The organism is Nocardia sp. NPDC006044, from assembly GCF_042871115.1.
Classification (GTDB): Bacteria; Actinomycetota; Actinomycetes; order Mycobacteriales; family Mycobacteriaceae; genus Nocardia.
Genome location: NZ_JBIAID010000001.1, coordinates 1554494 through 1581152, shown reverse-complemented (window position 1 = coordinate 1581152; position 26659 = coordinate 1554494). Strand labels below are relative to the sequence as shown.

The following is a 26659-nucleotide window of genomic DNA, read 5'->3' as shown; positions in this document are numbered from 1 at the left end:
CCATGACGGCGGATTTCACCGGCTGGCACGTGCTGGCCGAGTTCGGTGGTGTCGACGCGACCCTTTGCGACGACCTCGAACGACTCGAATCGGCGTTGCGTGAGTCTTTGATCGCGGCGGGCGTCACCATCTGCGATGTCGTTCACAAGAAGTTCGATCCGCAGGGGGTGACTGTCCTCGCGCTGTTGTCGGAGTCTCACGCCTCGATTCACACCTATCCGGAGTCCGGCGACATCTTTGTCGACGTCTTCACCTGCGGCAGTATCGGCGCGGGCGCGTCGAAAGCCGTCGAACTCCTACGAGACAAGTTGTCGCCCAAGGATGTTCGTATGCAGGTCATCCGCCGCGGCCACGGCTCGCAGCGAATAGAGGAACCAGTAGGCGCGGGCCTGACCCGCATCTGGGACCTGCACGAGGTCATCGTGGACACCCATACTCCGTTCCAGCACATGGTGATCGCGCGCACCGAGCAGGGCATCAGCCTGTTCTCCGACGACGATCGCCAGTCCACGGAGTTCTCCCAGGTGACCTACCACGAGGCGATGATGGTCCCGGCCTTCGCGCTGGCCGAGAAGCTGGAGAAGGTGCTCATCATCGGTTCCGGTGAGGGCGTGGCCAGCCAGATGTCGGTCGAGGCCGGCGCGTCGCTGGTCGATCACGTCGACATCGACCAGCTCGAGGTCGAGCTGTGCGCCGAGCACCTGCCCTACGGCTACACCACCGACGAGCTGACCGCGGCGGTCAAGGGCGAGGGCCCGATCAAGGTGCACTACGCCGACGGCTGGGACTTCCTGGCCGAGGCCGCCGAGGCGGGCACCCGCTACGACGTCATCGTGATCGACCTGCCCGACGAGCGGGTCGAAGACGCGCAGCACAACCGCCTCTACGAGTCGGAGTTCCTGTCCCGATGTCGGGCGCTGCTCGCCCCCGGTGGCGTGCTGAGCGCCCAGGCGGGCTGCGCGACCATGTGGCGCAACGAGACGTTGAAGCGGTCCTGGAACCGCTTCCACGAGCAGTTCGACACCGTCGTGCAGTACGGCAGCGACGAGCACGAGTGGACGTTCCTGTTCGGCCGCAACGAGCAGCTGGCCGACCCGGTCCAGACCATGACCGATCGTCTGCCCACCCTGCCCTACCGTCCGGAAACCGTCGACGCCCGCGCCCTCGTCCGCGGCGCGATCGAACCGTACTCCCTGCGCGTGTAGCACCGAACACACCGGCCCCCGAACGCTTTCGCGCTCGGGGGCCGGTGTGTTTCGCACTTGACGCACGTCGCGGCCTCATGACGCAGGCTGCAACATACGTCAGGAGCACGTTTCGTACGTCGAGTCGTGGCGTTTCACGGTCACGATCGGTTGCGGTAGTCCTCGACGGCGAGGCCGCCGACGCCCCAGTTGGCGAGGTCGACCTCGTCGATGACCACGTAGGTGGTGGCCGGGTCCTTGCCGAGGACGTCCTGGAGCAGGTCGGTGACTCCGCTGATCAAGCGCGCCTTCTGTTCCCGGGTGACGTGCTCGTCGGTGACCTTGATGTTGACGTAAGGCATCAGGCGGCCCGCCCGGAAATGAAACCGCCGTCGACGGGGAAGATGTGGCCGGTGGTGAACTCGGCGTCCGCGAGATACAGGACGGCGGCGGTGGTTTCGGACACCTCGCCGATCCGGTTCAGCAAAGCCAGTCGGCCCGAAGCGGTTTCGTCGCCGTCGCCGAACAGCGGGGTGCGGATGACGCCGGGGGCCACCGCGTTGACCCGGATGCCGTCGGCGGCGAGTTCCGCGGCGAGGCTGGTGGTGAGCGCGTGTACGCCACCCTTGCTGACCAGCGCCGCGGAGGCGGGCAGTCCCGCCAGCGCGTGGTTGATGAGCACCGTGCCGATGTTCACGATGCTGCCGCCGGCGCCCTGCTGCTTCAGCTGCCGCACCACCGCCTGAGTGGTGAAGTACGTGCCCTTGAGGTTGCCGTTCAGGTAGCTGTCGAGGTCCGCCTCGGTGACGTCCACGAACGGCTTGGCGCCGAAGATCCCCGCGTTGTTCACCAGCACGTCCACGCCGCCGAACCGCTCGACCGCCGCCGTGACCAGCTCGGAACCCGTTGCGGGAGCGCCGATATCACCCGCGAACGTAGCGACTCGCCCGGGGGTGCCGAGCGCGGCGGCAACGTCGGCGAGCTTGCGCGCGTCCCGTCCGTTGAGCACCACATTGTCCCCGCGCTCCACGAAGGCGCGGGCGATATCCTGCCCGATCCCGCTGGAGGATCCGGTCACGATCACCGTCTTCGGCATATGCTTCTCCTTCTACTGATACGACCGGTCGTCTTGGAACGGTCATAGAAAACTACTCGAACAAAAAGCCCAGCTCAGGGCAGGAAGTAGTCCCCAAGCAAACGATCCAAACACTTGTTCAGCGGTGCCAGCGTCCGGTCGATCTTCATCCGGATCACCGCCCCCTCCCACGATTCGAGCAGCAGATCCGCCAGGTCGGTCGCATCGATATCGCTACGAATCATCCCGCGCCCCTGCGCTTCTCGCAGCTGCTCGGCCACCCGGTCCCGCCACGCGCCCCACGCGCTCGACAACGACTCCCGAAGCAGCTCACTGCCTTCCAGCTCGCCACCCAGATTCGCGATCAAGCATCCGCCGGTGAATTCCGCCTCGACGAACTCGTCCATCAGTCGCCCGAAGAACGCGCGCAACCCGCTCACCGGATCCGGCGCGGCGCCGAACGCCTCGGTCAAATTCCGCTGCACACACAGCGAATGATGTTCGATCACCGCCCGCCCGAAGCTCTCCTTGCTGTCGAAGTAGTTGTAGAACGACCCCTTCGGCACCCCCACCTTGTCCAGCACCTGCTTGATCCCGGTCCCGTGATATCCACTCGCCAGGAACCCCGCAGCCCCCTCCTCCACCAGAAGCTGCCGAGTGTCCCCACTCCGTCGCGGTCGCGCCATGCTCCGAATATACGACCGGTCGTCTACAAACGCCAACCCAGCACCCCAGCGGTCTTGAAATGCCCCGTCGCCGTCACCGCTGGACGGATGATCACGAGGAACTCATGTCGGCAAAACGCGAGAAGCCAACAGCATCGGTTCCCTCTCGCCGATCAGCCGGCACTTGTCCCGTGGGGGCGCAATTCCGGGGGGCGCCTTGACTAGAACCCGCGGCGCCAGTCGGCGCAGTGCGCGACGAAGTCTGGAAGATAGGTTTCGGTGAACTGGTCCGGGTGCCAATCGTCTTGTGCGACAGCGGCTGTCCAGACGTAGGTCGAGACCCGATCCGCCGAGGACGGCAAGGAGATTGCGCGCAGGTCGTATTGATCGTCTTCGAAGGCGTCGAGGACCGCCCACTCCGCAGCGTTGAGACCACGCAGCACGAGACCGCGGGCCAGCGCGTCCGGTTCCGGAACCAGGCCCGGGTACAGGAGGCCGGGTAGCGCCGCGACTCGCCAGCCCGTTACCGTGGCGGCTCGCCGTTGCGGCACCCGGCCGATCAATGCGTCCAGCACCTCCGGGAATTGCAGCGTGCCGTAGACGAACAATGAATAGCCCTGTGCCGCACACTGTTCCCATCGCCTCGCCGACGGCTCCATTCGTAGCTCCTCCCGATCCACACATCCGCGCCGAACCATCATCGCAAGATCGACGTCGAAACCGCCTGACGCCCAACGTCTCCTACACCGGACGCTGGGTGCGGACGATCGCGGCGAGATACTCGTAATCCTCCGCACGGGCCGTCGAGGCGCGGTAGGCGAGGCCGATGGTGCGGCCCGGAGCGGGCGTAGCGAAGTGCGCGGTATCCAGTGTGCCCCGGGCGGTTTCGGACGCTACGGCCATCTCCGGAATCAGCGTCACGCCGAGACCGCCTGCGACACACTGGACTATGGTCGCCAGCGAGGCGGCGCGGGTGTCACCGACCGCGGCGGGATGGACCTCCGCGGAGCGGCACAGGTCCAGCGCTTGGTCGCGCAGGCAGTGGCCCTCGTCGAGCAACAGCAACGGCAGCGAGTCGAGAATGGACGGGGCAAGGTCGGTCCGGCCGGCCAGTTCGTGCCCACGCGGAGTCACCAGCACGAATTCCTCGGTGTAGAGCGGGATCTCGACCAGGCCGGGCACCTCGGTCGGCAACGCGAGCAGCGCCACATCGAGCACGCCGGTCCGCAGTCCGTCCAGCAGCCGCGCCGTCTGATCCTCGACCACCTGCGGATGAAGCGCGGGTAACTTCTGCCGCAATTCGGGAAGAAGACCCGGCAGCACATATGGAGCAACCGTCGGAATGATCCCCATCCGCAATGTGCCACCGAGACCGTCACCGGTCGCCGACGCCACGAAACGGTCCGCCGCCTCGAGCGTCGCCATCGCCTTCGGCAGCAACCGCATCCCCGCCGCGGTGACGAGCACCCGCCGCGTGCTCCGCTCGATCAGTTGCAGTCCGAGCCCGTGTTCAAGTGCCGCGAGCGCCTGCGATAGCGTGGGCTGGCTCACACTGAGCCGCGCTGCGGCAGTGCCGAAATGGCGGTATTCCGCGACCGACACGAACGCACGCAGCTGTGACAGGGTCGGCTGATAAGTCTGATCGGTCACGGCTATCAGTGTAGTGCGACTGATCACCTTTACCTTTCAGCAGCCCTTCGGCAAGATCGCAAGTGAGCTTTTCTGCTTTTCTGCACAGTGCTAGCAAACCCATCACAGAACTGAGGAGATTAGGCATGGCCTTGCTGACCATCGGCGACCAATTCCCGGCATACAACCTCACCGCTGTCATCGGTGGTGATCTGTCGAAGGTCGACGCTCAGCAGCCTGACGACTACTTCACCACGATCACCAGCGACGATCACGCGGGCAAGTGGCGGATCGTCTTCTTCTGGCCGAAGGACTTCACCTTCGTGTGCCCGACGGAGATCGCCGCGTTCGGCAAGCTCAACGAGGAATTCGCGGATCGTGACGCGCAGGTGCTCGGCGCCTCGGTCGACAACGAGTTCGTGCACTTCCAGTGGCGTGCCCAGCACGAGGACCTGAAGACCCTGCCGTTCCCGATCCTGTCCGACCTCAAGCGCGAATTGGCCACCGCCACCGGTGTTCTCAACGCCGACGGCGTCGCCGACCGCGCGACCTTCATCGTCGACCCGAACAACGAGGTGCAGTTCGTCTCGGTCACCGCGGGTTCGGTCGGCCGCAACGTCGACGAGGTGCTGCGGGTGCTCGACGCGCTGCAGTCCGACGAGCTGTGCGCCTGCAACTGGAAGAAGGGCGACCCGACCATCAACGCGGGCGAACTGCTCGCCGCGAGCGTCTGACACCCAGCCCCGAAGCACGAAAATCTTTGAACCAGAAAAGGATAGAGACATATGAGCATTGAGAACCTGAAGAACTCCCTCCCCGAGTACGCCAAGGACCTCAAGCTCAATCTGTCATCGCTCGCGCGCACCACCGTGCTGAACGAACAGCAGTTGTGGGGCACCCTGCTGGCGTCGGCGGCCGCGACCCGGTCGGCGACCACGCTGCGCGAGATCGCCGAGGAGGCCGCGGATGTGCTGTCCGAGCAGGCGTACAACGCCGCGCTGGGCGCCGCCTCGATCATGGGCATGAACAATGTGTTCTACCGGGGCAAGGCGTTTCTCGGCGGACGCTACGACGACCTGCGGGCCGGTCTGCGCATGCAGATCATCGGTACCCCGGGGGTCGACAAGGCCGATTTCGAGCTGTGGTCGTTCGCGGTGTCCTCGATCAACGGCTGCGGGCACTGCCTGGAGGCGCACGAGCACACGCTGCGCGAGGCGGGCGTGTCCCGTGAGGTGATCTTCGAGTCGCTGCGCGCGGCCGCGATCGTCGCCGGTGTCGGCCAGGCCGTGCAGTCCACCGAGACGCTGGCCGCCGCGGCGGTCTGAGCAAACCCGGGCGCAGGCCGTCGCCGGTCCGTTGAACGGACCGGCGGCGGCCTTTGCCGTACCCCCGGCGACCTGCGGCGACGCCGCGATGAACGCGAGTTGTGGGCTACGCGACAGTTTCCTTCCGGACGGGACTAGTAGGCTCGGCGACCATGGGCACACAGGTTGATGTGGTGCGGGTATTCACCGATCCCGCCGGACGTTTCGGCAACGAGCTCGGCATCGCGCGGGCTGCGGACGTACCCGAGGCCGAGCACCAAGCACTCGCGGCGAAGGCCGGATACAGCGAGACCGTCGTGGTCGAGGACCCGGTCGATGAGATCGCCCGCGTGCGGATCTACACCCCCGCTGTCGAACTGCCGTTCGCCGGACACCCCTCGGTGGGCACCGCGTGGTGGTTCGCCGAACAGGGCATCCCGGTGCGTCGGCTGACCGTGCCGGCCGGCCCGGTCGCCGTCGAGCTGTCCGAGGGCCTGACCTGGATCACCGCCCGCGGTGAATGGGCGCCCGACTTCACCTTCCACCAGCTCGAAGACCTGGACGAACTGGCCAACCTGCGCCCGGACGACTTCACCGGCGGCCCGCACTACTTCTGGGCCTGGATCGATCAGAACCGCGGCACCCTGCGCTCGCGAATGTTCGCCCCCACGTTGGGCATCGCCGAAGACGAGGCGACCGGCGCGGCGGCCGTCGCCATCACCGCGCTGCTACGCCGCGGCCTGGTGATCACCCAGGGCGAGGGCTCCCAGCTCTTCACCGCGTGGGATTCCGACGGCTGGGTCCGCCTCGGCGGCCGGGTAGTCGCCGACCAGCCGGTGGAGATCTGAAACGTCAGCGATCAAGGCAGGAGCACCCCGGCGATCGGTTCGGTCGTCGGCGCCTTGGATCCGCCGGACGGCTCGACCGTGACCGCCAGCGTCTCCCCTGACTCGAACGCCATCACGAACGGCCTTGCCACCGTGGGCAATTCGGTGAACACGCCGGCCGACTGCGGCACCGGCTGCGTACCGGAGGGCACCAGCCAAGCCTGATACACCCGCCCGGACGGCGGCGCGGGCACGCCGTCGAACGCCATCGTCGCCAGCCGCTGCTGTGCCGAGAACTCCACCACCACGCTGCCGCCGCCGACGACCGGTTTGGACAACGTCCGCGCATCGGGTTGCCGGTGCACCTGCTCGGCCCCCGGTACCGAGGAGGGCTGCGTGCCGATCCGGTCGGCGACCAATCCGCCGCCGATCACCAGGCAGGCCGCCGCGGCCACCGGCACCACCCACCGCATCCGCCGCTGCCACGCGGACGGAAGGCGGTCGCGCCCGTCGTCGGGCAGCGCCGCCAGGATCCGCGCCTCCAGCTCCGGCGGCGGCGCGTGCGCGTCCAACTCCGTGACCCGCGCCATCACCTCGTGCATTCGCTCGACGGTCTCCGAGAATGCTTGCCGCACAGCCGGATCGGCTTTCGCCAACCGCTCCTCGATATGCCGGCGTTCGATGTCGCCCACGGCGTCGAGCGCGCACGGATACGCCAGGTCGAGCAGTTCCGCGTCGGATCGCGGGAGTTGGTCAGCCATCGGCGCCTTCTACGGACAAGCACTTCTCCAGTCTCTTCAGACCATCACGGATGCGGGTCTTGACGGTCGGTAGCGGCACCGACAGATGATCTGCGACTTCACGGTACGTCCGCCCGCTGTAGTAGGCGAGGGTGATCGCCTCACGCTGGGTGGGGGTGAGTGTGCCCAGGCAGCCGAGGACCTCCCGCTCCTCCATCCGCTGGGTCACCGATTCGGCGACGACGTCGTGATCGCGGCCGCCGTGCGAGTGGGCGTAGGCCAGGTCGCGGACCGCGGACGCGGCCTCCGCGCGCACCCGGTCGACCGCGCGGCGGTGTGCGAGCATCATCAGCCAGCCGATCGGGCCGGCCAGCGCGGCGTCGTACTGATCGGCGGTCGACCAGACTTGGAGGTACACCTCCTGGGTGACCTCCTCCGCGGCGGCGTGGCTGCGCAGGATCCGCACGGCGAGCCCGAACACCCGCGAGCTGGTGAGGCGGTAGAACTCGGTGAACGCGGCACGGTCCGCGGCGGCGGTTTCCGCGAGCAGTACGACGAGTCGGCGGGCGGCCAGGGCGGCGCGGTGCCGGTCGAGTTCACTGGGCAGCGGACACAGCCGTAACAGGTCATCGTCGGCCCTGCCGATCGCCGGCTCGCCGGGCCGATGGGCTATCGCGAAACCGTGCTCCGTCATCGCCGAATGCCTGCCTGCATGACAGGGGTTCGGTATGCGCTACCTCATGGATTGGTCTGCGGCGCCGGTCAACTCGAAACTGCCGCGATCAGCATGTACGCGGTACCCAGGTCCATCACCACGTGCGGCACCATCGCCGCGCGTTGCCGCGGCCAGGTCAGCGCGGCGACACACCCACCGGAGCGCAAGAGAACACCCAGGTAGCCCGGCGTGTCGACGAACGAACGGCCGACCGCGAGCGCGACCACCAGCGCGTCCGCGGCGAACACCGCGGCGAGCCCGAGCGCCGGAATCGGGGCGGGACCGCCGGAATGACCGGACATCGCGTGCCCGGACATCGCGTACAGCATGGCCGCGGCGGTTACCGCGTGGTAACCCAGCGGCACGAGCCGCTCCGCCGGCGGCCGATCAGGCGCGCTGCGCCCCTCCAGGATTCGACTGGCAGGCAAGGCCACGAAGACCACGACCATCGCGGTGAGTACGCCGCGTACGGCTGCCGGGCTCGCGGCCGCCGGAAAGACCAGCATCGCGAGCATCACCAAACACATGATCAGGTGCGCGGCGTCGGATTCGTGATACCCGGCCATCGGCTGCGAGCCGTCGGGAGTCGAAACACCTTGCCGCCGAGACTGATCCACCGAACCGGAACCTACCGATTCGGCACCTTCCATCAGTCGAGCGGGCGCCGCCAACCGCCCGAGCACGATCGCCCCCGCGATCAGGAACGCCGCCACCACCGACCACCGCAACGCGGGGTACTCCTGCACGAACTGCGCCACACCCCACCACCTCTCGTCGCGGCGACCGTGGACCTGCCCGTTCTATGCTCGCACCCGGCACCGACAGTGGTGCCTTTTTCGCCGGGCTCGCTCAGTGCGGCACCGTCTGCCGGTAGCGATCGACGGCCGTGCGCGCGAATCGTCCTGGCGACACGCCCCGCCACTGCTTGAACGCGTTCGAAAAGCTCGGCGCGCCCGAATATCCCATCCGGTAGGCGACGTCCTCGACGGTGAGTCCGGTGCAGAGCAGTTCCTCCGCGAGCGTGCCGAAGGTTTCCGCGCAGAGCTGGCGATAGGACGTGCCCTCCTCGGCCAACCGGCGGCGCATCGTGCGCAGGCTCATGTGCAACCCGGCCGCGACGTCCTCCTGACTGAGCCTGCCGTTCATCTGATGCATCAGCATCGCCCGCACCGATCCGGCCACACCTTGGCGCAGGCCACGCCGCTGCAACAGGTCGTCGCACTGCTCCTCGAACAGCTGCGCGGTGAGCGGACTGGCCTGCGGCATCGGCTCGTCGATGCCGGTGGCGTCGAAGATCGCGGTCTGTAGCTCCGCGGAATCGCTGCTCGGGATCTCGAACTGGTCGAAAATCGGTGCCAGCCTGGGCCGTAGCCCGCCGGCCACCTCGACCCGGATCACCGGCGGCGGCACGCCGAACACCAGGAACCAGTTCGTCAGCAGCGCGGACACATCGCGTTCGGCGAGAAAGCCGCGCAGGTCTTCGGGCAGCTCACGGTCGTCGCCGTAGAGCCAGATCTCCTCGCCCCGGTAGACGTGCCAGGCGCGGGAGAACGAGGTCATCAGGCTGAAATAGCGCATGGCGACGTCGATCGCCTGCCGCATCGTCGGACTGCTGAGCACGGCCAGCGCGAATACGCCGAGGGTGGTGATGTGCGTGCGGGTGCCGGCCTCCAGGCCCAAGCCCGGCTTGTCGTCGAGCAGCGTGACGAGATTGCGGACGATGCCGAGTTCCTGCGCGGCGGTGATCTCCGCTCCGGGCGTCTTCAGCACGCGTGGGTCCAGCTCTGTGCCACGCAGGCACTGGTTTTGCGTGAGACCGTGATCCTCTCCCAGCTCGACAAGGATCACCGCGTGTGTCACCGACCGCCGCCACTCCCATGAGGCCACGCTTCCATCGTTGCTTGCTATGGCCGATATGCGCAAGGTTTCTGGCCGGAGATCGTATGTTCCGTTCTCCCAACGGGTTCGACCGGCGAACAAAACCGTCTGACCGGTTCGATGCGTCCCGCTTGGCCGGATTGCGCAAAGCCCTGACCCGATATCGCATGGAGAGCGGTCCAGCGACAATCTAGCGTTTGAACGAGACAAAGGCAGGCGAAAACATATGTCTCGGAAGACACTCGCTGGCAAACGGGTCGCGATCACCGGCGGCGCGCACGGCATCGGACGCGAGACCGCGCTGGCGTTCCTGACGGCGGGGGCCGATGTCGTTCTCGGCGACGTGGATGTCGGCGCGGTCCGCGCGGCCGCCGAGCAACTCGGCAGGTCCCACGGCGGCACGGTGATCGGGCTCGCCCTCGACGTCACCGACGGCGCGCGCTTCGGCAGCTTTCTGACCTGCGCGGAACGCAAACTCGACGGACTGGATGTGGTGGTGAACGCCGCCGATGTCCTGCCGGCGGGACTGTTCCGCGCGAACTCGGAGGCCGAGCCGGATCTCCGGATCGATGTCGATCTGCGCGCCGTGACCATCGGAACCCGTATGGCCGCAGAACGATTCGCCGGCCGAGGGCACGGGCAGGTGGTGAACATCGGCACCGCCGCCGGGGTGACCGCGGCGCTCGGCGTCGCGGTGTACTGCGCGACCAGACACGGCGTGGCCGGCCTCGGTGCGGCGCTCGATCAGGAGCTGTCGGGCACGGGGGTGATCCTGAGCACCGTGGCGCCGGGCTCGCACGCGGACCACGAGGCGGTCGCGGACGCCGTCGTCGATTGCGTCAGGCACCGGCGCGGCGGCCTGATCAACGTGCCGCCCGCCGGTGCGCTGCGGACCCCGGGTGGATTCTTGCGGCACCTGTTCACCCGCGAAGGGCAGCGCTGATCACAGCTCGCGCAGCACCCGTTTGAGCACCTTTCCGGTCGGGTTGCGCGGCAGTTCATCGATGAACAACACATCGCGCGGCACCTTGAAGCGAGCCAGATGCGCCTTGACGTGCGCCCGCACCTCGTCCTCGGCGAGCGAATGGCCTTCTCGCACAACGATCACCGCGCGCAGCCGCTGCCCGTAGCGCTCGTCGGGCACACCGAAGGCGCTCACCTCCTCGACCGCCGGATGCGCGGCGAGCAGCTCCTCGACCTCGCTGGGAAAGACGTTCTCGCCGCCGGAGACGATCATGTCGTCGTCCCGTCCGTCGATGAAAAGCCTTCCCGCACTGTCGAAATGACCGACGTCGCCGGTCGACATCAGATTGCCGACGCGGACCTTGTCGCCGCCGCCGGTGTAACCCTCGAACTGAAAGTTGTTGCCGACGAAGATCCGTCCGGTCCGCCCCGCCGGCAGCTCCGCACCGTTCTCGTCGAGGATCTTCACCGTCGCGCTCGACACCGGACGACCGACGCACCCTGGTTCGACGGCCAGGTCAGCAGGGGTGGCGATGGTCGCGTAGGCCACCTCGGTGGAGCCGTACAGGTTGTAGACCACGGGACCGAACGCCTCGGTCACCTTGGTGCACAGCTCGGCGCCGAGCTGCGAGCCGGCGACGAAGACGATCCGCAACGCGGAGAAGTCATGTCCCGCACGGGCTTGCGGCCCCAGATCGAGCATCCGCTGCAACATCACCGGCACCGCGACCAAGGCGGTGACCCGATTGCGCGCCAGGCTGTCCAGCACGGCCTGCGGGTCGAACCGGCGCCGGATCACCAAGGTCGAGCCGAACCCCAGCGCGATGAACACGTGCGCGAAGCCGAGCGTATGGAACAGCGGCGCCGGGCATTCGGTGATCTCGCGGGCCCGGAACGGCACCTTGTCGAGGATCGCGCCGAGCGGTGCCAGCGAGGTCGGCTCGCGGCGGGGCGCGCCCTTCGGGGTGCCGGTCGTGCCGCTGGTCAGCAGGACCACCTTCGCGGTGGTGGTGGCGCGCCGCGGGGTCGTGCGGGCCGCGCCGGCGATCAGATTGTCCAGCGTGTCGACGCCGGGCTGCTCGGCCCAGGCGCGATAGCGGCCGCGCGGCGGGGTGAGATCGCCGAGGATGTCGGCGTACTCCTCGTCGAACACCAGCAGATCGGCACCCTCCCTGGCCACCACCTCGCGCAGTTGCGGACCCGCGAAATCGGTGTTGAGCAGCACGATTCGAGCGCCGCACTTGGCCGCGCCGAAGACCGCGTAGTGGAAGCCGCGATGATTGCGCGCCAGGATCGCCACCACCTCGCCGTCGCGCAGGCCGCGCGCCCGCCACGCGTTCGCCCAGCCCCGCGCGCACCGCCAGTGCGGCGTAATAGGTTTCGTCGGCGGCGCGGCGAGCAACGCCCGCCGCCAGCGTGGTGACCTTGGCGAGGTTCATGATTCATACCCCCTGGCCGGACAGCGGTGTCCGCCGAGCAAGTGCGGGCAAGTGCCCTCTCAGTAAAGCCTGTTCGATCGGGGTCCGTCGAGTGCGCGCGATCCCGTGCGGGAATGCATCATGGACGAATGCTGAGAAATACCGACCAGTCCGCAATCGCGGACGCCCCGGTTACCGGCTCGGGCCAGCTGGACCTGCGCATCGCCATCGACGACCTGTCCGGACCGGAGGTCGCCGCCTTGCTCACCGAGCACGTGGCCGAATTGGCCACGCACTCCCCCGCCGACAGCATGCACGCCCTCGACCTCGACGCCCTGCGCCGCCCCGAGATCACCTTCTGGAGCGGATGGGACGGCGACACCCTGGCCGGCTGCGCCGCCCTCAAACATCTGGACGACGAGCACGCCGAACTCAAGTCCATGCGCACCGCCCCAACCCACAAACGCCGCGGCGTCGCCTCAACCCTGCTCCGCCACCTGCTCACCGAAGCAACCGCACGCGGCTACCGGCGAATGAGCCTGGAAACCGGCACCTCCACCTTCTTCCTCCCCGCCCAAACCCTCTACACCGCCCACGGTTTCACCCCCTGCGCCCCCTTCTCCACCTACCTCCCCGACCCCCACAGCCTCTTCATGACCCGCACCCTCTAACCCCACCGCACCACTTCTGAACTCACGCACCGAAATTCGCATGCAATTCCCGGTGCGAGAAATCAGAAAGCGTGCGGGAAATCAGAAGTGGTGCGGGAGGCCAGGAGGTGTGCGGCCATCTTCGGCTGCCGGGAGGTGAGCCTGCGCAGTAGTCAGCTGCGCGCCGGAGACCAGCGGCACGCTCGGTCAGCCGAGGGCGCGGGTGAAGCCTTCGACCAACTCGTCGACCTGTTCGTCGGTCATCACGAACGACGGGGAGATCTGCATGGCGCCCTGGCCTGCGGCACGGCTCGAGACGCCGTGCGCGCGAAGCGTTTTCACCATCGGCAGGCCCTCGGCGGGATCTACGAGCTGAACGGCGGCGACGGCGCCGAGGCCGCTGCGCACCTCGGCGACGCGCGGGTGCTCGGCCAGTGGGGCGAGCTTGGTGTGCAGCGTGGCTTCCAGCCGGGCCGACTCGGCCAGCAGGTTCTCCCGCTCGACGATGTCGAGGTTGGCCAGCGCGGCGGCGGCGGCGCCCGCGTGCCCGCCGTAGGTGTAGCCGTGCCGCCACCAGACGCCGCCGGCGAAGAACGGTTCGGCGATGTGCGGCGCGATGAACACCGCGCCCATCGGGACGTAACCGGAGGTGAGGCCCTTGGCCGTGGTCATCAGGTCCGGCTCCAGGTCGAAGCGGGACGAGGCGAACCACGAGCCGCCGATCCGGCCGAAGCCGGTGACGACCTCGTCGACCACGAACAGGATCTCGTGCTCGCGGCAGATGCGGCGCACCTCGGCGAGGTAGCCCTCGGGCGGCAGGTAGATGCCGCCCGCGCCGATGATCGGTTCGCAGAAGAACGCGGCGATGCGGTCGGCGCCGACCTCCTCGATCAGGGCGAGCAGCGACTTGGGGTCGTCCCATTCGATGGTGCGCGCGTCGGCCATGAACTCGCCGTAGCCCTCGCGGTTGACCGGGATACCGGCCAGCGCGGTGCCCGCGACGTGCATGCCGTGATAGGCCTTCTGCCGGCCGACCACGATGGTCTTGTCCGGCCTGCCGAGTTCGTGCCAGTAGCGGCGGGCCAGCTTGGCGGCGGTGTCCACCGAGTCCGAGCCGCCCGAGGTGAAGAAGATCTTGCTGCCCGGCACCGGCGCCAGCGCCGACAGTCGCTCGGCGAGCTGCTGGGTGGCCGGTTCGGTGAAGTCGCCGAAGTTGGAGTAGTGCGCGACCTGGCGCAGCTGCGCGGCGACCGCGTCGGCGATCTCGCCGCGGCCGTGCCCGACGTTGGTGAACCAGAGCCCGGCCGTCGCGTCCAGGTAGCGGTTGTCGTCGGCGTCGTAGATGTAGGCGCCCTCGCCCCGGGCGACGACGAACGCGCCGTCCCGCTCGACCGCACCCATGTCGGCAAATCCATGCCATAGCGAGTTCATGTATCCACCTTTACCGGAGGAAGGTGTCACCCTCCGAATCGCGCCGATCGGCCGTCTGCTCATCGATCCCCGCAAAACCTATCTCACCTGGCCGAATGCGGTCTCGGCCGATGACCCGTATGGCCATCGACACGTCCACGCGGGCAGCGAACGGGACAGGGCGCCTCGGTGCGGTACCGCGCGGTGAGCTCATGGTGTTCGGCGACGGGCCAGACCGCCGACGGCCGCTATCGCCACCGCCAGCAGGGTGAAGACGGCGGTGAGGACGATCAAGCCGATAGCAAGCGAGACGTAACCCTGCTGCCGCGGATCCAGGAACGGATACGGATACCAGCCGACAATCGGGCCGCGAACAAGACTGTAGATGCCATAGATCAGCGGATAGATCAGCCACAGCCCGACCAGCCGCGGCGAAAGGGCCAGCCGCTGCCGGGCCGGCACCAGTATCCAGTCCGCGACCAGCACGATCGGCATCACCCGGTGCAGGATGTCGTTGATCCAGCGATCGGTGAGCATCACATCGATATTTGCCAGCAGCACCGCGTAGACCACGCCGGTGATGAGCAGATACAGCGCGCTCGCGCCGCGCAGCATCTCCCAGCGACGACTGTCCGGGTCCCGCAGACCGCCGATCAGCAACACCAGCGCGGCGAACACATTCGACTGAATGGTGAAGAAGCTGAAGTAGTTTCCCAGCGAGAACGCCGTCTCGTGCAGATTGCGCAGCGGTATCCACGCCAGCGCCACGACGCCGAGCACACCGAAGGCGACCCGTAGACCGCGATACACCCAAGCCGTGCCCGAATCGGCGTCCATCGCCCGATCCTCGCATATCAACCCCGGTGAACCCGGGAAATCCGGACAGTCCGCACACTGCCCGCAACCCGATCCGGCCGCCTGACGGAAATACCAGTTGCCGCCCTTCGCTACGCTTATGAATGCAATGACCAGGACAGCTGACACCGGACCCCGCGAGCTCCGCACCCGCCTGGCGAATCTCTCCCTCCGCGACGAATACCGGCTGCGCCGCCGGCTCGATCGGGCGCGTGGTGGCGACCTCGGCGAGGTCGAGGCCGAGATCGCCGCGGCCGAGCTCCGCGTCGACGCGCGCCGGGCCGCCGTGCCGGAGATCCGCTACCCCGAGCAGCTGCCGGTCACCCAGCGCCGCGAGGACATCGCCGCCGCCATCGCCGAACATCAGGTGGTGATCGTGGCCGGCGAGACCGGCTCCGGCAAGACCACCCAGATCCCGAAGATCTGCCTGGAACTCGGCCGCGGCATCCGCGGCACCATCGGCCACACCCAGCCCCGCCGGCTGGCCGCGCGCACCGTCGCCGAGCGCATCGCCGAGGAACTCGGCACCGAGCTGGGCGACGTCGTCGGCTACACGGTCCGGTTCACCGACCACGCCTCCGACCGCACGCTGATCAAGCTGATGACCGACGGCATCCTGCTCGCCGAGATCCAGCGCGACCGGCTGCTGCGCCGCTACGACACGATCATCATCGACGAGGCGCACGAACGCAGCCTCAATATCGACTTCCTGCTCGGCTACCTCAAACAGCTGCTGCCGCGCCGTCCCGACCTCAAGGTGATCATCACCTCGGCGACCATTGATCCGGAGCTGTTCGCCAAGCACTTCGCCGACGAGAACGGCACTCCCGCACCGATTGTCGAGGTCTCCGGCCGGTCCTATCCGGTGGAGTTGCGCTACCGGCCGCTGTCGCTGGAACTGCCCGGCGCCGACGACGAAGACGACGAGGACACCCGGGTGGTCGACCGCGACCCGGTGGACGCCATCGGCGACGCGGTCGCCGAGCTGTTCGACGAGGGCGACGGGGACGTGCTCGTGTTCCTGTCCGGCGAACGCGAAATCCGCGACACCGCCGACGCTTTGCGCGATCTGAAACTGCCGCGCACCGAGATCGTGCCGCTCTACGCCCGCCTTTCCACCGCCGAACAGCATCGGGTGTTCGCCCCGCACACCGGTCGCCGGGTGGTGCTGGCCACCAACGTCGCGGAGACCTCGCTGACCGTGCCGGGCATCCGGTACGTGGTCGACCCTGGGACAGCACGTATTTCGCGCTATTCGATGCGCACCAAGGTGCAGCGGCTGCCGATCGAACCGGTCTCGCAGGCCTCGGCGCGGCAGCGCGCCGGACGCTGCGGCCGGGTGGCCGACGGCATCTGCATCCGGCTCTACTCCGAGGACGACTTCGAATCCCGGCCCGCGTTCACCGAACCGGAGATCCTGCGCACCAACCTGGCCGCCGTCATCTTGCAGATGACCTCGCTCGGGCTGGGCGACATCGAGAACTTCCCGTTCGTCGAGGCGCCGGACAAACGGGCGATCCGCGACGGCATCGCGCTGCTGGAGGAGCTCGGCGCACTGGGCCGCCGAACGGGCAACGCCCCCGAATCCGACGCCGGGCTCACGCTCACCCCGATCGGGCGCGACATGGCCCAGCTTCCGGTCGATCCGCGGATGGCCCGCATGCTGGTCGAGGCGCACGGCAGCGGAAACCTGGCCGAGGTGCTGATCATCGTTGCGGCACTGTCGATTCAGGACGTGCGCGAGCGCCCCGCCGACAACCAGCAGGCCGCCGACACCAAGCACGCGCGGTTCATCGTCGAAGGCTCGGACTTCCTGGCCTACCTGCGCCTGTGGGAGTACCTGAACGAGCAACGCAAGTCGTTGTCGTCCAACCAGTTCCGCCGGATGTGCCGCGAGGAATTCCTGCACTACCTGCGCATCCGGGAGTGGCAGGACCTGCACGGCCAGCTGCGCACCATCACCAGGGGCCTCGGCTGGTCGGCCGACGGCAGGCCGGACCGTGATGATGAACCAGGCGACTCAGCGTCGGCACCGGCAGGCCGGCGTTCGCGCCGTGGACAGTCGGGGGGCCGCGACGGGCAGGGCGCGGACAATGCGCAAGGCGAACAGCCCGGTTCGCCCCGGGGCGCTGAGAGTGGTTCGCGCCGTGGGCAAGCGCGCGGTGCGGATCGAGTGGGCGGCCAGCCGGGCTCCCGGCAGGACGCGGACGATCGTTCGCGCCGCGGGCGGTCGAGGGGTAAGGCCGCTCCGCTGTCCGCCGAAGGGAGCGCTGCGGGGAGGGCCGATGCCAACGCGTCTCGCAGCGGCCGGGCAGGCGGTTCGAAGGGCGGCCGTGGGCAGGCCGGCGGCTCGTCCCTCGAATCCGATGACATGCCTTGGGATTCCGTCGGCATTCACCAGGCTCTGCTGGCGGGCATGCTCTCCCATATCGGGCTGCGGGAGGCGGAGTCGCGGGAGTTCCTCGGCGCGCGCAACGCGAAGTTCATGATCTTCCCCGGCTCGTCGCTGGCGAAGAAACCGCCGCGCTGGGTGATGGCCGCCGAGTTGGTCGAGACCTCGCGGCTCTGGGGGCGGATCGCGGCGAAGGTGGAGCCGGAGTGGGCCGAGCGGCTCGCGGGCGATCTGGTGAAACGCACCTACTCCGAACCGCATTGGTCCGCCAAGCGCGGCGCGGCGAGCGCTTACGAGCGCGTCACCCTGTACGGCATACCGCTGGTGACCGGCCGGCAGGTGGACTACGGCCGGATCGATCCGGAGCTGTCCCGCGAACTGTTCATCAGACACGCACTGGTGCAAGGCGAATGGCAGACCCGCCACGACTTCTTCCACCGCAACCGCGAATTGATCGACGACGTAGCCGATCTGGAGCACCGGGCCCGCCGCCGCGACATCCTGGTCGACGACGAGGTGCTGTTCGAGTTCTACGACAAGCGCCTGCCCGCCGACATCGTGTCCGTGCGGCATTTCGACAGCTGGTGGAAGGGCGCGCGCCGCAAAGACCCGGCCATGCTGGACTTCTCCACCTCGACGGTGGTCAACGCGGGCACCGCGGCACTGGATCCGGCCGCGTTCCCCGACGCCTGGCGGCAGGGCGAGCTCAGCTTCCCGCTCACCTATCAGTTCGAGCCGGGCAACGAGGAAGACGGCGTCACCGTCCGCATCCCGGTCGAGCAGCTGGCCCACGTGCGGGCCGTCGGCTTCGACTGGCTGGTGCCGGGCATGCGCGACGAGCTGGCCGCGGCGTTGATCAAGACGTTGCCGAAGGCGTTGCGGCGCAGCGTCGTTCCCGCCCCGGACTTCGCGGCGGCAGCACTGGCCGCACTCACCCCGCGCGCGGAACCGCTGCGGATCGGGCTGGCGCGCGAACTGTCCCGGCTGGGTTCGATCACCATCGACCCGACCGACCTGGACCCCGCCGCGCTGCCGGACCATCTGCGGATGACCTTCGCGGCCGTCGACACCGGAGGCAAGGTGCTGGCCAGGGGCAAGAGCCTGCCGGTATTGAAAACCCAACTCGCCGAACAGGTTGCCGCGTCGGTCGCCCGCGCGACCGCCGGCGCCGAGCGCGCGCCCGCCATGGCGTGGACCTCGGAATCGCTCGGCACGGTGGAGCCGACGGTCCGCCGTGAGGTGGCCGGACAGACCGTTACCGGCTATCCCGCGCTCGTCCCCGAGGGCGACGGCGTGGCCGTCCGGGTGCTCAGTTCCCCTGCCGCGCAGGCCACCGCGATGCGAGCGGGCACCCGCACCCTCGTGCTGAACGCGCTGCCGACCTCGGTCCGCGCGGTCACGTCGAGCCTGCGCCCCACGGATCGCCTTGCGCTGACCCAGAATCCGTATGGCTCGCTGGAGGCGCTGATCGAGGACTGCCGCGCCGCGGCCGCCGACGAGCTCATCGCCGCCGCGGGCGGCCCGGTGCACAATCCGGACGACTTCACCGCACTGGTCGCCAAGATCCGCCCCGACTTCGTCTCCGCTGTGGCGCAACTGGTCCGCCTGGTGGTGCCGGTTCTGGCCGAGGCACACCGGGTTTCGGCCGCGCTGGCCGAAACCTCCGAACGCGACATCGCCGACGACGTGCGCGACCAGCTGGACAACCTCGTCTTCCGCGGCTTCGTCTCCGAATGGGGCAGCACCCGCTTGCGCGAACTCCCCCGCTACCTCCAGGCTGCGGTGGTCCGCCTGGAGGCGCTGCCCGCCTCCGCCGTCCGCGACCGCCAGGGCATGATCGAACTCGACCGCGCCCTCACCGCCTACGACCGTCTGGTCAACTCCCTGCCGGAGAACCGCCGCCACGCCCCGCCCGTCTCCGAGATCTGGTGGATGATCGAGGAATTCCGGATCAGCCTGTTCGCCCAGAAGCTCGGTACCCCATACCCCGTGTCCGCCAAGCGAATCGAGCGCGCCATCGCCGCCATCCGCAGGTAATCAGCCACACGCGTTCCAGACGACATGACCTGCGATTCCGACGGCACAACAGAATTCGTCGACGATTCCGGTGCGACCGATCAAAAGGCGTGCTGCTGTTGCCTATTCGACCGGGACCGCGGCGGCCTCGCGCGCGCTGCGCATCTCCTGGATCTCGCGTTCGAAATCCGCTGCGGAGGTGAAGGACCGGTAGACGGAGGCGAACCGGAGGTAGGCGACCTCGTCGAGATCGCGCAGCGGGCCGAGGATGGCCAGGCCGACCTCGTGGCTGGGCACCTCGGGGGAACCCTTGGCGCGCACCGCGTCTTCCACCTTCTGCGCGAGCAGGTTCAGCGCGTCGTCATCGACCTCGCGGCCCTGGCAGGCGCGGCGCACGCCGCGGATGACCTTTTCCCGGCTGAACGGCTCGGTGACGCCGCTGCGTTTGACCACGGACAGGATCGCGGTTTCCACCGTGCTGAACCGCCGCCCACAGTGCGGGCACGCGCGGCGGCGGCGGATGGCCGCGCCTTCGTCGGCCTCGCGCGAGTCCACCACCCGGGAGTCGGGGTGTCGGCAGTACGGGCAATGCATCCGGGAGATCCTTCGTCGATGCGAGCGCTCGCGGCCGGCCCGGCAACCGATCGGGGTGACCGTCCCGGCGAGCACGTGTACAGGGGCCTAGACCCCGGCACCAGGTAAACCTCAGGCGATATGCGGAATACCTGCATAGCACTTCGAGGATACCCGTCCGGGTACTCGGCTTGTCCCACTCACCCTTTACCGGGCGGCGATGCCCCCGCAATCGCCGCCTCCGGCCGGGCTATTCGACGACCTGCCACTGCGCGGTCAGGTCCGCGATGAGCTCGGGCAGGCGCGGGATCAGGCGGCCACGGGCGAGTTTGTTCCAGAACGACTCGCCGAGCACGGCGGGCGCGAGCGCGGGATTCAGTTCCATATCGATATGGCGCGGAACCAGGTCGCCGGTGATGTAGGTCCAGCGAGTGTCGCGATCGGCCCAGTTGAAGCCGGGCAGCGGGGTGCGCAGCGCGAGGGTGCGGCCGCCGAGGTCGGCGCGGACCGTCGACGGGGCGAACACGCCCGGGGCGCGGACGCCGGGCACGGCGGGTTTGCCTGCGATGGTGCTCACATAGGTGAGTACTCGGCCGATCGGGGCGCGCCCGGACGAGGTCGCGTCCCACTGGTCGGCGATCACCCGGTTCTGTTCCCGGTCGGTCATCCGGATCAGCGCGTCGATGTTGCCCTCGCGGGTCCCAGCGGCGATGGACTGCCACGCGGTGTGGATGTCGGCGTCCAGCACGCCCGCGTCGTACATCTCATCGATGCCGCGCATGCCCAGCGCGACGTACGCCTCGTGCATCGGGACCAGGTCGGTGAAGATGTGCTTCTGCATGATCATCAACCGGGTCTGGTACCAGACGACATCCTCGGCGGTGAGCCGCGAGCCTTCGGCGGCCAGCAGGCGGATGTCGGCGGGCAGCTCGCGCACCAGTTCCGGTGGGGTGCCACGCAACAGGTCGGCCACCGCGTCGCCGAGTTGATGAATGCCCGGCACGTCGAGCACCACGCCGACGTCGCTCATGTCGAAGAATCCGGAGGCGAACGAGCCGCCGGCGATGCCGGCCAGCCCGGCCCAGTAGAACTCCGGGTGCTGGGTGGTGAGCCGCAGGTAGTTGACGTACACCTGGTTGAACGTGCGCTCGTTGGCGGGTACACCGCGCGCCGGATCCCAGGCCGCGAGGTCGATGCCGGCGTTGCGCGTCGCTACCACCAGCCAGTACTGATGCAGCAGGGTGGCATAGCGGCGGGGTGGCACACCGTCGGCGCGGGCGTCACCGAGCGCCGCGGACAGGGCCGATTCGTCCAGCGGGAGGGCCGGATTCAGGCCGCCGCCGCCCGCGCCGTCACCGTTGACGGACGGCAGGTCCAGATACTCCGCGTAGGCGGGTGCCGCGTGGGCGGCCGGGATCGAAGCGAACCCGAAGACCAGGCACAGGGCGAGCCCGACGATTCGGGCGAGCAGCCGGGTGGGGCGTGCGGCGGTGGCGAGGTGCGTCATTGCTAGCTGTCCCGAACTCGTCGATGGGCCAAGGCCATGTCTGGCAAAGATCCTTGCCAGATCACGTTTTCAGCACACTAGCAACATGTTCTAGTCGACGATCAACAAATTCGGTCACTTCCCGACCGGCCGGCACAATCGGGCGTCGAGCCCGCTACTCGGCAGAATTCACGAGTCGGAGGGGATCACCGGCGGACCCGCCGATCAGCGCGGCGCGATATCGCCTTGCGGCAGCACACTTCCGGGCACGACATCCACCGGCGCCGACCGGCCGTCCACCACAGCGGGCACCGTGTTCGTCGAGGTGTCGCCACCCCAGTCCCCCGCCCGCAGATGCGCCAGCGTGATGAGCGCGACCACCACGAACGCACTCATCAGCGCGGCCACCGCCAGCACGGCGAAACCCACCTGCGCCTGCTCGACCAGCTCTCCCGGATGCGCGCCGCTGGGCTTGCGCACGGTCGAAGTGCGTGTGCCGCGGTCGTATACGACCACCCCGCCGCCGGGGCGCGCGTTGCGCGGACGCCGATCGACAACGGATCGATGGGTGGAATCCAGTGTCCGCGTACGCAAGGTGCCCCGGTGCACCCGCGGGACGGTCTCGAAGGCGAGATCTATCTCCGCCGCACCGATCTCGCGCGGATCGACCACGCGAGTATCGATCGCACGGACATCGCCGGTCCGGAGCGCGAGCTCCTTGCCGGTGGTGCCGATCTCCGTGTTGATGTCGCTGATCGCAGTGCTCATCGGACAAACCTCCGTGGTGGGTGCTCCGTCTGTGTTCGAGCTGGGGTGTTCGAGCCGGGTAGACCGGTGGGACTGGTCGCTACCGCTGTTCAGTGCCGCTTTTCGATGCATTGTTCGCTCAGGTGTTCGAAGAACTGATGTTCGATTTCTACCACGTGCCACCGACAATGTCAGCAGGAAACGCCCGACACTCTCGAACAGATGTTTGAAACATCGGCTCGACCGGACTAGATTCGAAAGACGAAATTCAGGACAGGCCATGCACAGATATGCCGGGCGGCGGATCAGCCCGGACACAGCAAGGAAGGGCGGTTGCGGTGAGGCACACAGACGACACGGACGTAGAGAGCGAAGGCGGCGTCGACACGGCGGTTACCGAAGCGGATCTCACCGTGCGTCAACGCAAAGTGCTGGACGTGATCCGGTCTTCGGTGAGCGAGCGCGGGTACCCGCCGAGCATCCGGGAGATCGGCGACGCCGTCGGGCTGACCTCCACCTCCTCGGTAGCGCATCAGCTGCGTGCGCTGGAGCGCAAGGGCTTTCTGCGTCGCGACCCGAATCGTCCACGCGCCGTGGACGTTCGCGGCCTCGACGAGGTGGGGCGCGCGGTCACCAGCCTGCACGCCGCCGCGGTCGACGAATCCGACAGCGTCGCAGCCGATTCGGACCGGCCCACGCCGACGTTCGTGCCGGTCCTCGGCCGGATCGCCGCCGGTGGCCCGATCCTGGCCGAGCAGGCGGTGGAGGACGTGTTCCCGCTGCCGCGCGAGCTGGTCGGCGAGGGTTCCCTGTTCCTGCTGAAGGTCGTCGGCCAGTCGATGATCGACGCGGCGATCTGCGACGGCGACTGGGTGGTGGTGCGGCAGCAGAACGTCGCCGATAACGGGGACATCGTCGCCGCCATGATCGACGGCGAGGCCACGGTGAAGACGTTCAAGCGCACCGGCAAGGACGTCTGGCTGATGCCGCACAACCCGGTGTTCGAACCGATTCCCGGCAATGACGCACAGGTACTCGGCAAGGTCGTCACGGTGATCCGCAAGATCTAGCCGAGCTCGACAGGCGAACGGCCGCACGGTGATCCGTGCGGCCGTTCGCGTGTCCGCAGCGTTCACAGCACATTGCCAGCGAGTGCCCAGCGCCTTCACCGCTGCGCCGGTCATGCTCCTGCAGTGACCACGATCAGCGCCGACCCGGCCCTGCCCGCTGCGACCGACCCCGCAGGCCCGCCCGCGCCGGACGGCCTGCCTCCGGCTCGCCGCTGGGAACAGGTGGGACTCGCCGCGCTCCTGATCGGCACCGCCGTCGCCTACCTCTGGCACATCACCGTCAACGGCATGGGCAACAACTTCTACGCCGCCGCCACCTGGGCGGGCTCGCGCGATTGGAAGGCACTGCTGTTCGGCTCGCTCGATCCCGGCAACTTCATCACCGTCGACAAGCCGCCGGTATCCCAGTGGGTCATGGGACTGTCCTGCCAGCTGTTCGGCTTCAGCAGTGCGACCATGCTGATCCCGCAGGCGTTGATGGCCGTTGCCGCCGTCGCGTTGACCTATGCCGCGGTCACCCGCGCGACCGGCAGTCGCGGCGCCGGACTGCTCGCCGGGGCGGTGCTGGCGGTTACGCCGGTGGTGGCGTTGATGTTCCGGTTCAACAATCCCGACGCGGTGATGGTGCTGCTCATGACCGCGGGGGCGTACTGCACGATTCGGGCGCTGAAGCACGCGAGCCCGCGCTGGCTGATGCTGGCCGGTGTCGCGCTCGGCTTCGCGTTCCTGGCCAAGATGCTCGAAGGGTTGATGGTGCTGCCCGCCTTGGGCATCGCCTATCTCGTCGTCGCGCCGACTTCGCTGCGAAATCGTTTGTGGCACTTGGCCGGCGCCGCCGTCGCATTGGCTGTCTCGTCGGGTTGGTATGTACTGCTCACCATTCTGTGGCCGGCGTCCTCGCGGCCATATCTGGCCGGGTCGACGAACAACACCTTCATGGATCTTGTGTTGGGCTACAACGGGTTTGCTCGGTTTCTCGGGCAAAATCACCGAGGCGGCGGCAATCGGTTCGAATTGCCGGCCGGTTATGCGATGCCGCGCGACCTCGGTGGTGGTTTCGGCGGCTTCGGCGGATCGGGTCCTTGGAAGCTTTTCACCGGCGAGATCGGCTTCGAGATCTCCTGGCTGCTGCCCGCCGCGTTGCTGGCGTTCGCGGTGGTGCTGGTCTCTCGGTGGCGTGCGCCGCGTACCGATCAAATACGAGGTGCGGCATTGGTTTTCGGCCTGTGGCTGATCATCGATGGAATCGCGTTCACCGCGATGAAGGGCGGCATGCACGCCTACTACACGCTGGCCATCGGGCCGGCGGTGGCGGGGATGTTCGCCATCGGTGTGCACGAGGTCTGGCGCCGGCGCGCCGAGGGGTTCGGCCGAATCGGTTCCGCCGCAATGGTTCTCGCTACCGGCGTCTGGTCCTTCGTGCTGCTGAACCGGAATGCCGACTGGCTGCCGTGGTTGCGCTGGACCTTGCTGGCGGTGGCGGTGCTCGCCGCTCTCGGACTGCTGGCCACCGCCTTCCCTGCCGTGTCGCATCGCCTGCGCGTCCGGGCCATCTCGGTTCTGGTGATCGCGGGCCTGCTGGCCGGACTCGGCGGAACCACCGCCTACGCGGCCGCCACGCTGCCCAGGGAACACACCGGCGGCAGTCCGTCCGTAGGCCCGGCAAAGCCCGAAAAGCCCGGCCCCGCAAACCAAATGCGCCGCGCCGTCACCGCGTTCCTCGACGGCTCGACCGAACCTCGAGTCGTCGAACTGCTGCGCAACACGAACACCACCTGGTCCGCCGCCGTCGACCGCTCCGCCACCGCCGCCGGCCTGGAGCTCGACAGCCGCACCCCCGTGATCGCCATCGGCGGCTTCACCTCCGACGACCCGGTCCCCACCCTGCCCGACTTCGAACGCCTCGTCACCACCCACCAGGTGACCTACTACCTCGCCCAGGAAGTACAACTCCCCGACTCCTGGAAGATCCCCGACCAACCCGGCATCATCCCCGACCCTGCGCAACCATCAACCGCGCCCGGCCAGCCCTCCGCCACCCCCGCCCAATCCCCTGCCACCCCAGGCCTATGGCGCCCCTCCGGCAACAAGGAAATCGCCGACTGGGTCGCCGCCCACTACACCTCGATCCACATCGGCAACGTCGCGGTCTACGACCTCACCACCCCTGCCCACCCCTGACCGCACTGCCGATCAGCGCCGCTGAGCCATAACGGACGCAGTTCGCCCGCGGACACAGTTCGCCCGCGGGAGAGCGGATCTCGGCACCCCGATGCCCACTGTCCCGCCGGTGGCGGTGTCGACCACAGTCAACGGGACCTGCCGGAGCGCCGACCGGCACATTGCCGCCCGCATGTCCCGTTGATCGACAGCCGGAATGTGTCGGTGGGCGGTGGGATAGTGGATCCGTGGCTAGTTGGCGCGATTTCGAAAACGAGGCTCCGGAGCTGGCGGCCGAGGTGAAGCGACGGTTCGAGCTACACGAGAGCCATGTGCTGGCAACGATCCGGCGGGATGGTTCGCCCCGGGTCAGCGGTTCGGAAGTCGCGTTCCACGGTCCGGACCTGACCTTTGGATCGATGCCCGATGCGCGGAAGGTCCGGGACCTCCAGCGGGACGGTCGTTGTGCGATTCACGCGCATCCGTCCGATGGTGATGCCAAGGTGTCCGGCGTCGCCGTCGAACTGACCGACCCGGCAGAACGGGCGGCAGCCGGCGCAGAACCCACCGGCGAAGACCACGCATTCCGCCTCGACCTCACCACCGCCGTCCTCACCAGCGTGGACCAAGAACAGCAGCTGCTGGTCGTCGAGGTATGGCACCCCGGCCAAGGCGTCCACACCACCAAACGCCACTGATCGCGGAGGCGGCAATGTCCGAGTGAGGCCACCGCCATGTCCCACCCGGCGACGGTATTCATGGCCAACGGGACATGACAGCGGCAACGTACGAGTAGGAGCGCCGTCATGTCCCACCCGGCGACGGTATTCATGGCCAACGGGACATGACAGCGGCAACGTACGAGTAGGAGCGCCGTCATGTCCCACCCGGCGACGGTATTC

At 68.0% G+C, this 26659-nt stretch carries 25 protein-coding genes; 10 read left to right on the top strand and 15 right to left on the bottom strand.

Features of this window, described 5'->3' with window-relative positions:
* The first annotated feature begins 2 nt into the window (after positions 1 to 2).
* Complete coding sequence (speD, locus tag ACFYO1_RS07525) at positions 3 to 1205, top strand: adenosylmethionine decarboxylase (protein ID WP_387228124.1); 1203 nt, start codon at positions 3 to 5, stop codon at positions 1203 to 1205.
* Positions 1206 to 1345: 140 nt separating this feature from the next.
* Here the strand turns inward: speD and ACFYO1_RS07520 are convergent, their stop codons facing one another.
* From ACFYO1_RS07520 to ACFYO1_RS07500, 5 genes are all read right to left on the bottom strand, one after another.
* The gene (locus ACFYO1_RS07520; protein ID WP_387228121.1) at positions 1346 to 1546 is read right to left on the bottom strand and encodes a 4-oxalocrotonate tautomerase family protein; all 201 of its coding nucleotides are present in this window, start codon (positions 1544 to 1546) and stop codon (positions 1346 to 1348) included.
* Complete coding sequence (locus ACFYO1_RS07515; RefSeq protein WP_387228118.1) at positions 1546 to 2280, bottom strand: SDR family NAD(P)-dependent oxidoreductase; 735 nt, start codon at positions 2278 to 2280, stop codon at positions 1546 to 1548. The genes ACFYO1_RS07520 and ACFYO1_RS07515 overlap by 1 nt, the downstream gene beginning before the upstream one ends.
* Positions 2281 to 2354: 74 nt before the next feature.
* Entirely contained in the window at positions 2355 to 2945 is a 591-nt protein-coding gene (locus ACFYO1_RS07510; protein WP_387228116.1) for a TetR family transcriptional regulator C-terminal domain-containing protein, read from the bottom strand.
* A 200-nt stretch (positions 2946 to 3145) separates the two neighbouring features.
* Entirely contained in the window at positions 3146 to 3583 is a 438-nt protein-coding gene (locus ACFYO1_RS07505) for a gamma-glutamylcyclotransferase family protein (protein ID WP_387228114.1), read from the bottom strand.
* An 82-nt stretch (positions 3584 to 3665) separates the two neighbouring features.
* Entirely contained in the window at positions 3666 to 4574 is a 909-nt protein-coding gene (locus ACFYO1_RS07500) for a hydrogen peroxide-inducible genes activator (protein ID WP_387228112.1), read from the bottom strand.
* 125 nt (positions 4575 to 4699) lie between these two features.
* On the opposite strand from ACFYO1_RS07500, the gene ACFYO1_RS07495 reads away from it, so the two are divergent.
* The 3 genes from ACFYO1_RS07495 to ACFYO1_RS07485 all read left to right on the top strand — a co-directional run bounded on the left by ACFYO1_RS07495 (position 4700) and on the right by ACFYO1_RS07485 (position 6705).
* Positions 4700 to 5287: a peroxiredoxin gene (locus ACFYO1_RS07495; RefSeq protein ID WP_014986752.1), complete on the top strand. Its 588-nt coding sequence runs from the start codon at positions 4700 to 4702 to the stop codon at positions 5285 to 5287.
* 51 nt (positions 5288 to 5338) lie between these two features.
* Entirely contained in the window at positions 5339 to 5878 is a 540-nt protein-coding gene (locus tag ACFYO1_RS07490) for a carboxymuconolactone decarboxylase family protein (RefSeq protein ID WP_150405890.1), read from the top strand.
* Between the two features lie 152 nt (positions 5879 to 6030).
* Positions 6031 to 6705 (top strand): PhzF family phenazine biosynthesis protein, encoded by a 675-nt coding sequence (locus ACFYO1_RS07485; protein WP_387228109.1) that lies wholly within the window; start codon positions 6031 to 6033, stop codon positions 6703 to 6705.
* 11 nt (positions 6706 to 6716) lie between these two features.
* Here the strand turns inward: ACFYO1_RS07485 and ACFYO1_RS07480 are convergent, their stop codons facing one another.
* From ACFYO1_RS07480 to ACFYO1_RS07465, 4 genes are all read right to left on the bottom strand, one after another.
* A complete protein-coding gene (locus ACFYO1_RS07480; RefSeq protein ID WP_387228107.1) occupies positions 6717 to 7445 on the bottom strand; it encodes an anti-sigma factor domain-containing protein in 729 nt (242 codons plus the stop codon).
* Positions 7438 to 8118, bottom strand: a complete 681-nt coding sequence (gene sigK / locus ACFYO1_RS07475; RefSeq protein WP_387228105.1) for an ECF RNA polymerase sigma factor SigK — start codon at positions 8116 to 8118, stop codon at positions 7438 to 7440. Before sigK ends, ACFYO1_RS07480 begins: the two co-directional genes overlap by 8 nt.
* A gap of 68 nt (positions 8119 to 8186) precedes the next feature.
* Positions 8187 to 8897, bottom strand: a complete 711-nt coding sequence (locus tag ACFYO1_RS07470; protein WP_387228103.1) for a DUF5134 domain-containing protein — start codon at positions 8895 to 8897, stop codon at positions 8187 to 8189.
* 91 nt (positions 8898 to 8988) lie between these two features.
* Complete coding sequence (locus tag ACFYO1_RS07465; RefSeq protein WP_387231753.1) at positions 8989 to 9987, bottom strand: AraC family transcriptional regulator ligand-binding domain-containing protein; 999 nt, start codon at positions 9985 to 9987, stop codon at positions 8989 to 8991.
* 256 nt (positions 9988 to 10243) lie between these two features.
* Here ACFYO1_RS07465 and ACFYO1_RS07460 point away from each other — a divergent pair, with 256 nt between their 5' ends.
* Positions 10244 to 10960, top strand: coding sequence for an SDR family NAD(P)-dependent oxidoreductase (locus ACFYO1_RS07460; RefSeq protein ID WP_387228101.1), 717 nt, complete (start codon positions 10244 to 10246; stop codon positions 10958 to 10960).
* On the opposite strand, the gene ACFYO1_RS07455 is transcribed toward ACFYO1_RS07460, so the two are convergent.
* Positions 10961 to 12382 carry an AMP-binding protein gene (locus tag ACFYO1_RS07455; protein WP_387228099.1) on the bottom strand — a complete coding sequence of 474 codons (1422 nt, stop codon included), beginning with the start codon at positions 12380 to 12382 and terminating at the stop codon, positions 10961 to 10963.
* Positions 12383 to 12547: 165 nt separating this feature from the next.
* Here ACFYO1_RS07455 and ACFYO1_RS07450 point away from each other — a divergent pair, with 165 nt between their 5' ends.
* On the top strand, positions 12548 to 13069 hold the full coding sequence (locus ACFYO1_RS07450; protein WP_387228097.1) for a GNAT family N-acetyltransferase: 522 nt from the start codon (positions 12548 to 12550) through the stop codon (positions 13067 to 13069).
* 186 nt (positions 13070 to 13255) lie between these two features.
* Here ACFYO1_RS07450 and ACFYO1_RS07445 read toward each other — a convergent pair whose 3' ends face one another.
* Positions 13256 to 14479, bottom strand: coding sequence for an aspartate aminotransferase family protein (locus tag ACFYO1_RS07445; RefSeq protein WP_387228096.1), 1224 nt, complete (start codon positions 14477 to 14479; stop codon positions 13256 to 13258).
* Between the two features lie 189 nt (positions 14480 to 14668).
* Positions 14669 to 15295, bottom strand: a complete 627-nt coding sequence (locus ACFYO1_RS07440; RefSeq protein ID WP_387228094.1) for a Pr6Pr family membrane protein — start codon at positions 15293 to 15295, stop codon at positions 14669 to 14671.
* A 127-nt stretch (positions 15296 to 15422) separates the two neighbouring features.
* On the opposite strand from ACFYO1_RS07440, the gene hrpA reads away from it, so the two are divergent.
* Entirely contained in the window at positions 15423 to 19742 is a 4320-nt protein-coding gene (gene hrpA / locus ACFYO1_RS07435; protein WP_387228092.1) for an ATP-dependent RNA helicase HrpA, read from the top strand.
* Between the two features lie 102 nt (positions 19743 to 19844).
* Here the strand turns inward: hrpA and nrdR are convergent, their stop codons facing one another.
* The 3 genes from nrdR to ACFYO1_RS07420 all read right to left on the bottom strand — a co-directional run bounded on the left by nrdR (position 19845) and on the right by ACFYO1_RS07420 (position 22548).
* The gene (gene nrdR, locus ACFYO1_RS07430) at positions 19845 to 20315 is read right to left on the bottom strand and encodes a transcriptional regulator NrdR (RefSeq protein WP_378726049.1); all 471 of its coding nucleotides are present in this window, start codon (positions 20313 to 20315) and stop codon (positions 19845 to 19847) included.
* A 229-nt stretch (positions 20316 to 20544) separates the two neighbouring features.
* Complete coding sequence (locus ACFYO1_RS07425; protein WP_387228090.1) at positions 20545 to 21801, bottom strand: hypothetical protein; 1257 nt, start codon at positions 21799 to 21801, stop codon at positions 20545 to 20547.
* A gap of 204 nt (positions 21802 to 22005) precedes the next feature.
* Complete coding sequence (locus ACFYO1_RS07420) at positions 22006 to 22548, bottom strand: hypothetical protein (protein WP_387228088.1); 543 nt, start codon at positions 22546 to 22548, stop codon at positions 22006 to 22008.
* Positions 22549 to 22865: 317 nt separating this feature from the next.
* Between ACFYO1_RS07420 and lexA the strand changes: the two genes are divergently transcribed.
* The 3 genes from lexA (at position 22866) to ACFYO1_RS07405 (ending at position 26455) form a co-directional block, all read left to right on the top strand.
* Positions 22866 to 23597 carry a transcriptional repressor LexA gene (gene lexA / locus ACFYO1_RS07415; RefSeq protein ID WP_387228086.1) on the top strand — a complete coding sequence of 244 codons (732 nt, stop codon included), beginning with the start codon at positions 22866 to 22868 and terminating at the stop codon, positions 23595 to 23597.
* A gap of 123 nt (positions 23598 to 23720) precedes the next feature.
* Positions 23721 to 25778, top strand: a complete 2058-nt coding sequence (locus tag ACFYO1_RS07410; protein WP_387228085.1) for a glycosyltransferase family 39 protein — start codon at positions 23721 to 23723, stop codon at positions 25776 to 25778.
* A gap of 227 nt (positions 25779 to 26005) precedes the next feature.
* A complete protein-coding gene (locus ACFYO1_RS07405; protein ID WP_387228082.1) occupies positions 26006 to 26455 on the top strand; it encodes a pyridoxamine 5'-phosphate oxidase family protein in 450 nt (149 codons plus the stop codon).
* The last annotated feature ends 204 nt before the right edge of the window (positions 26456 to 26659 follow it).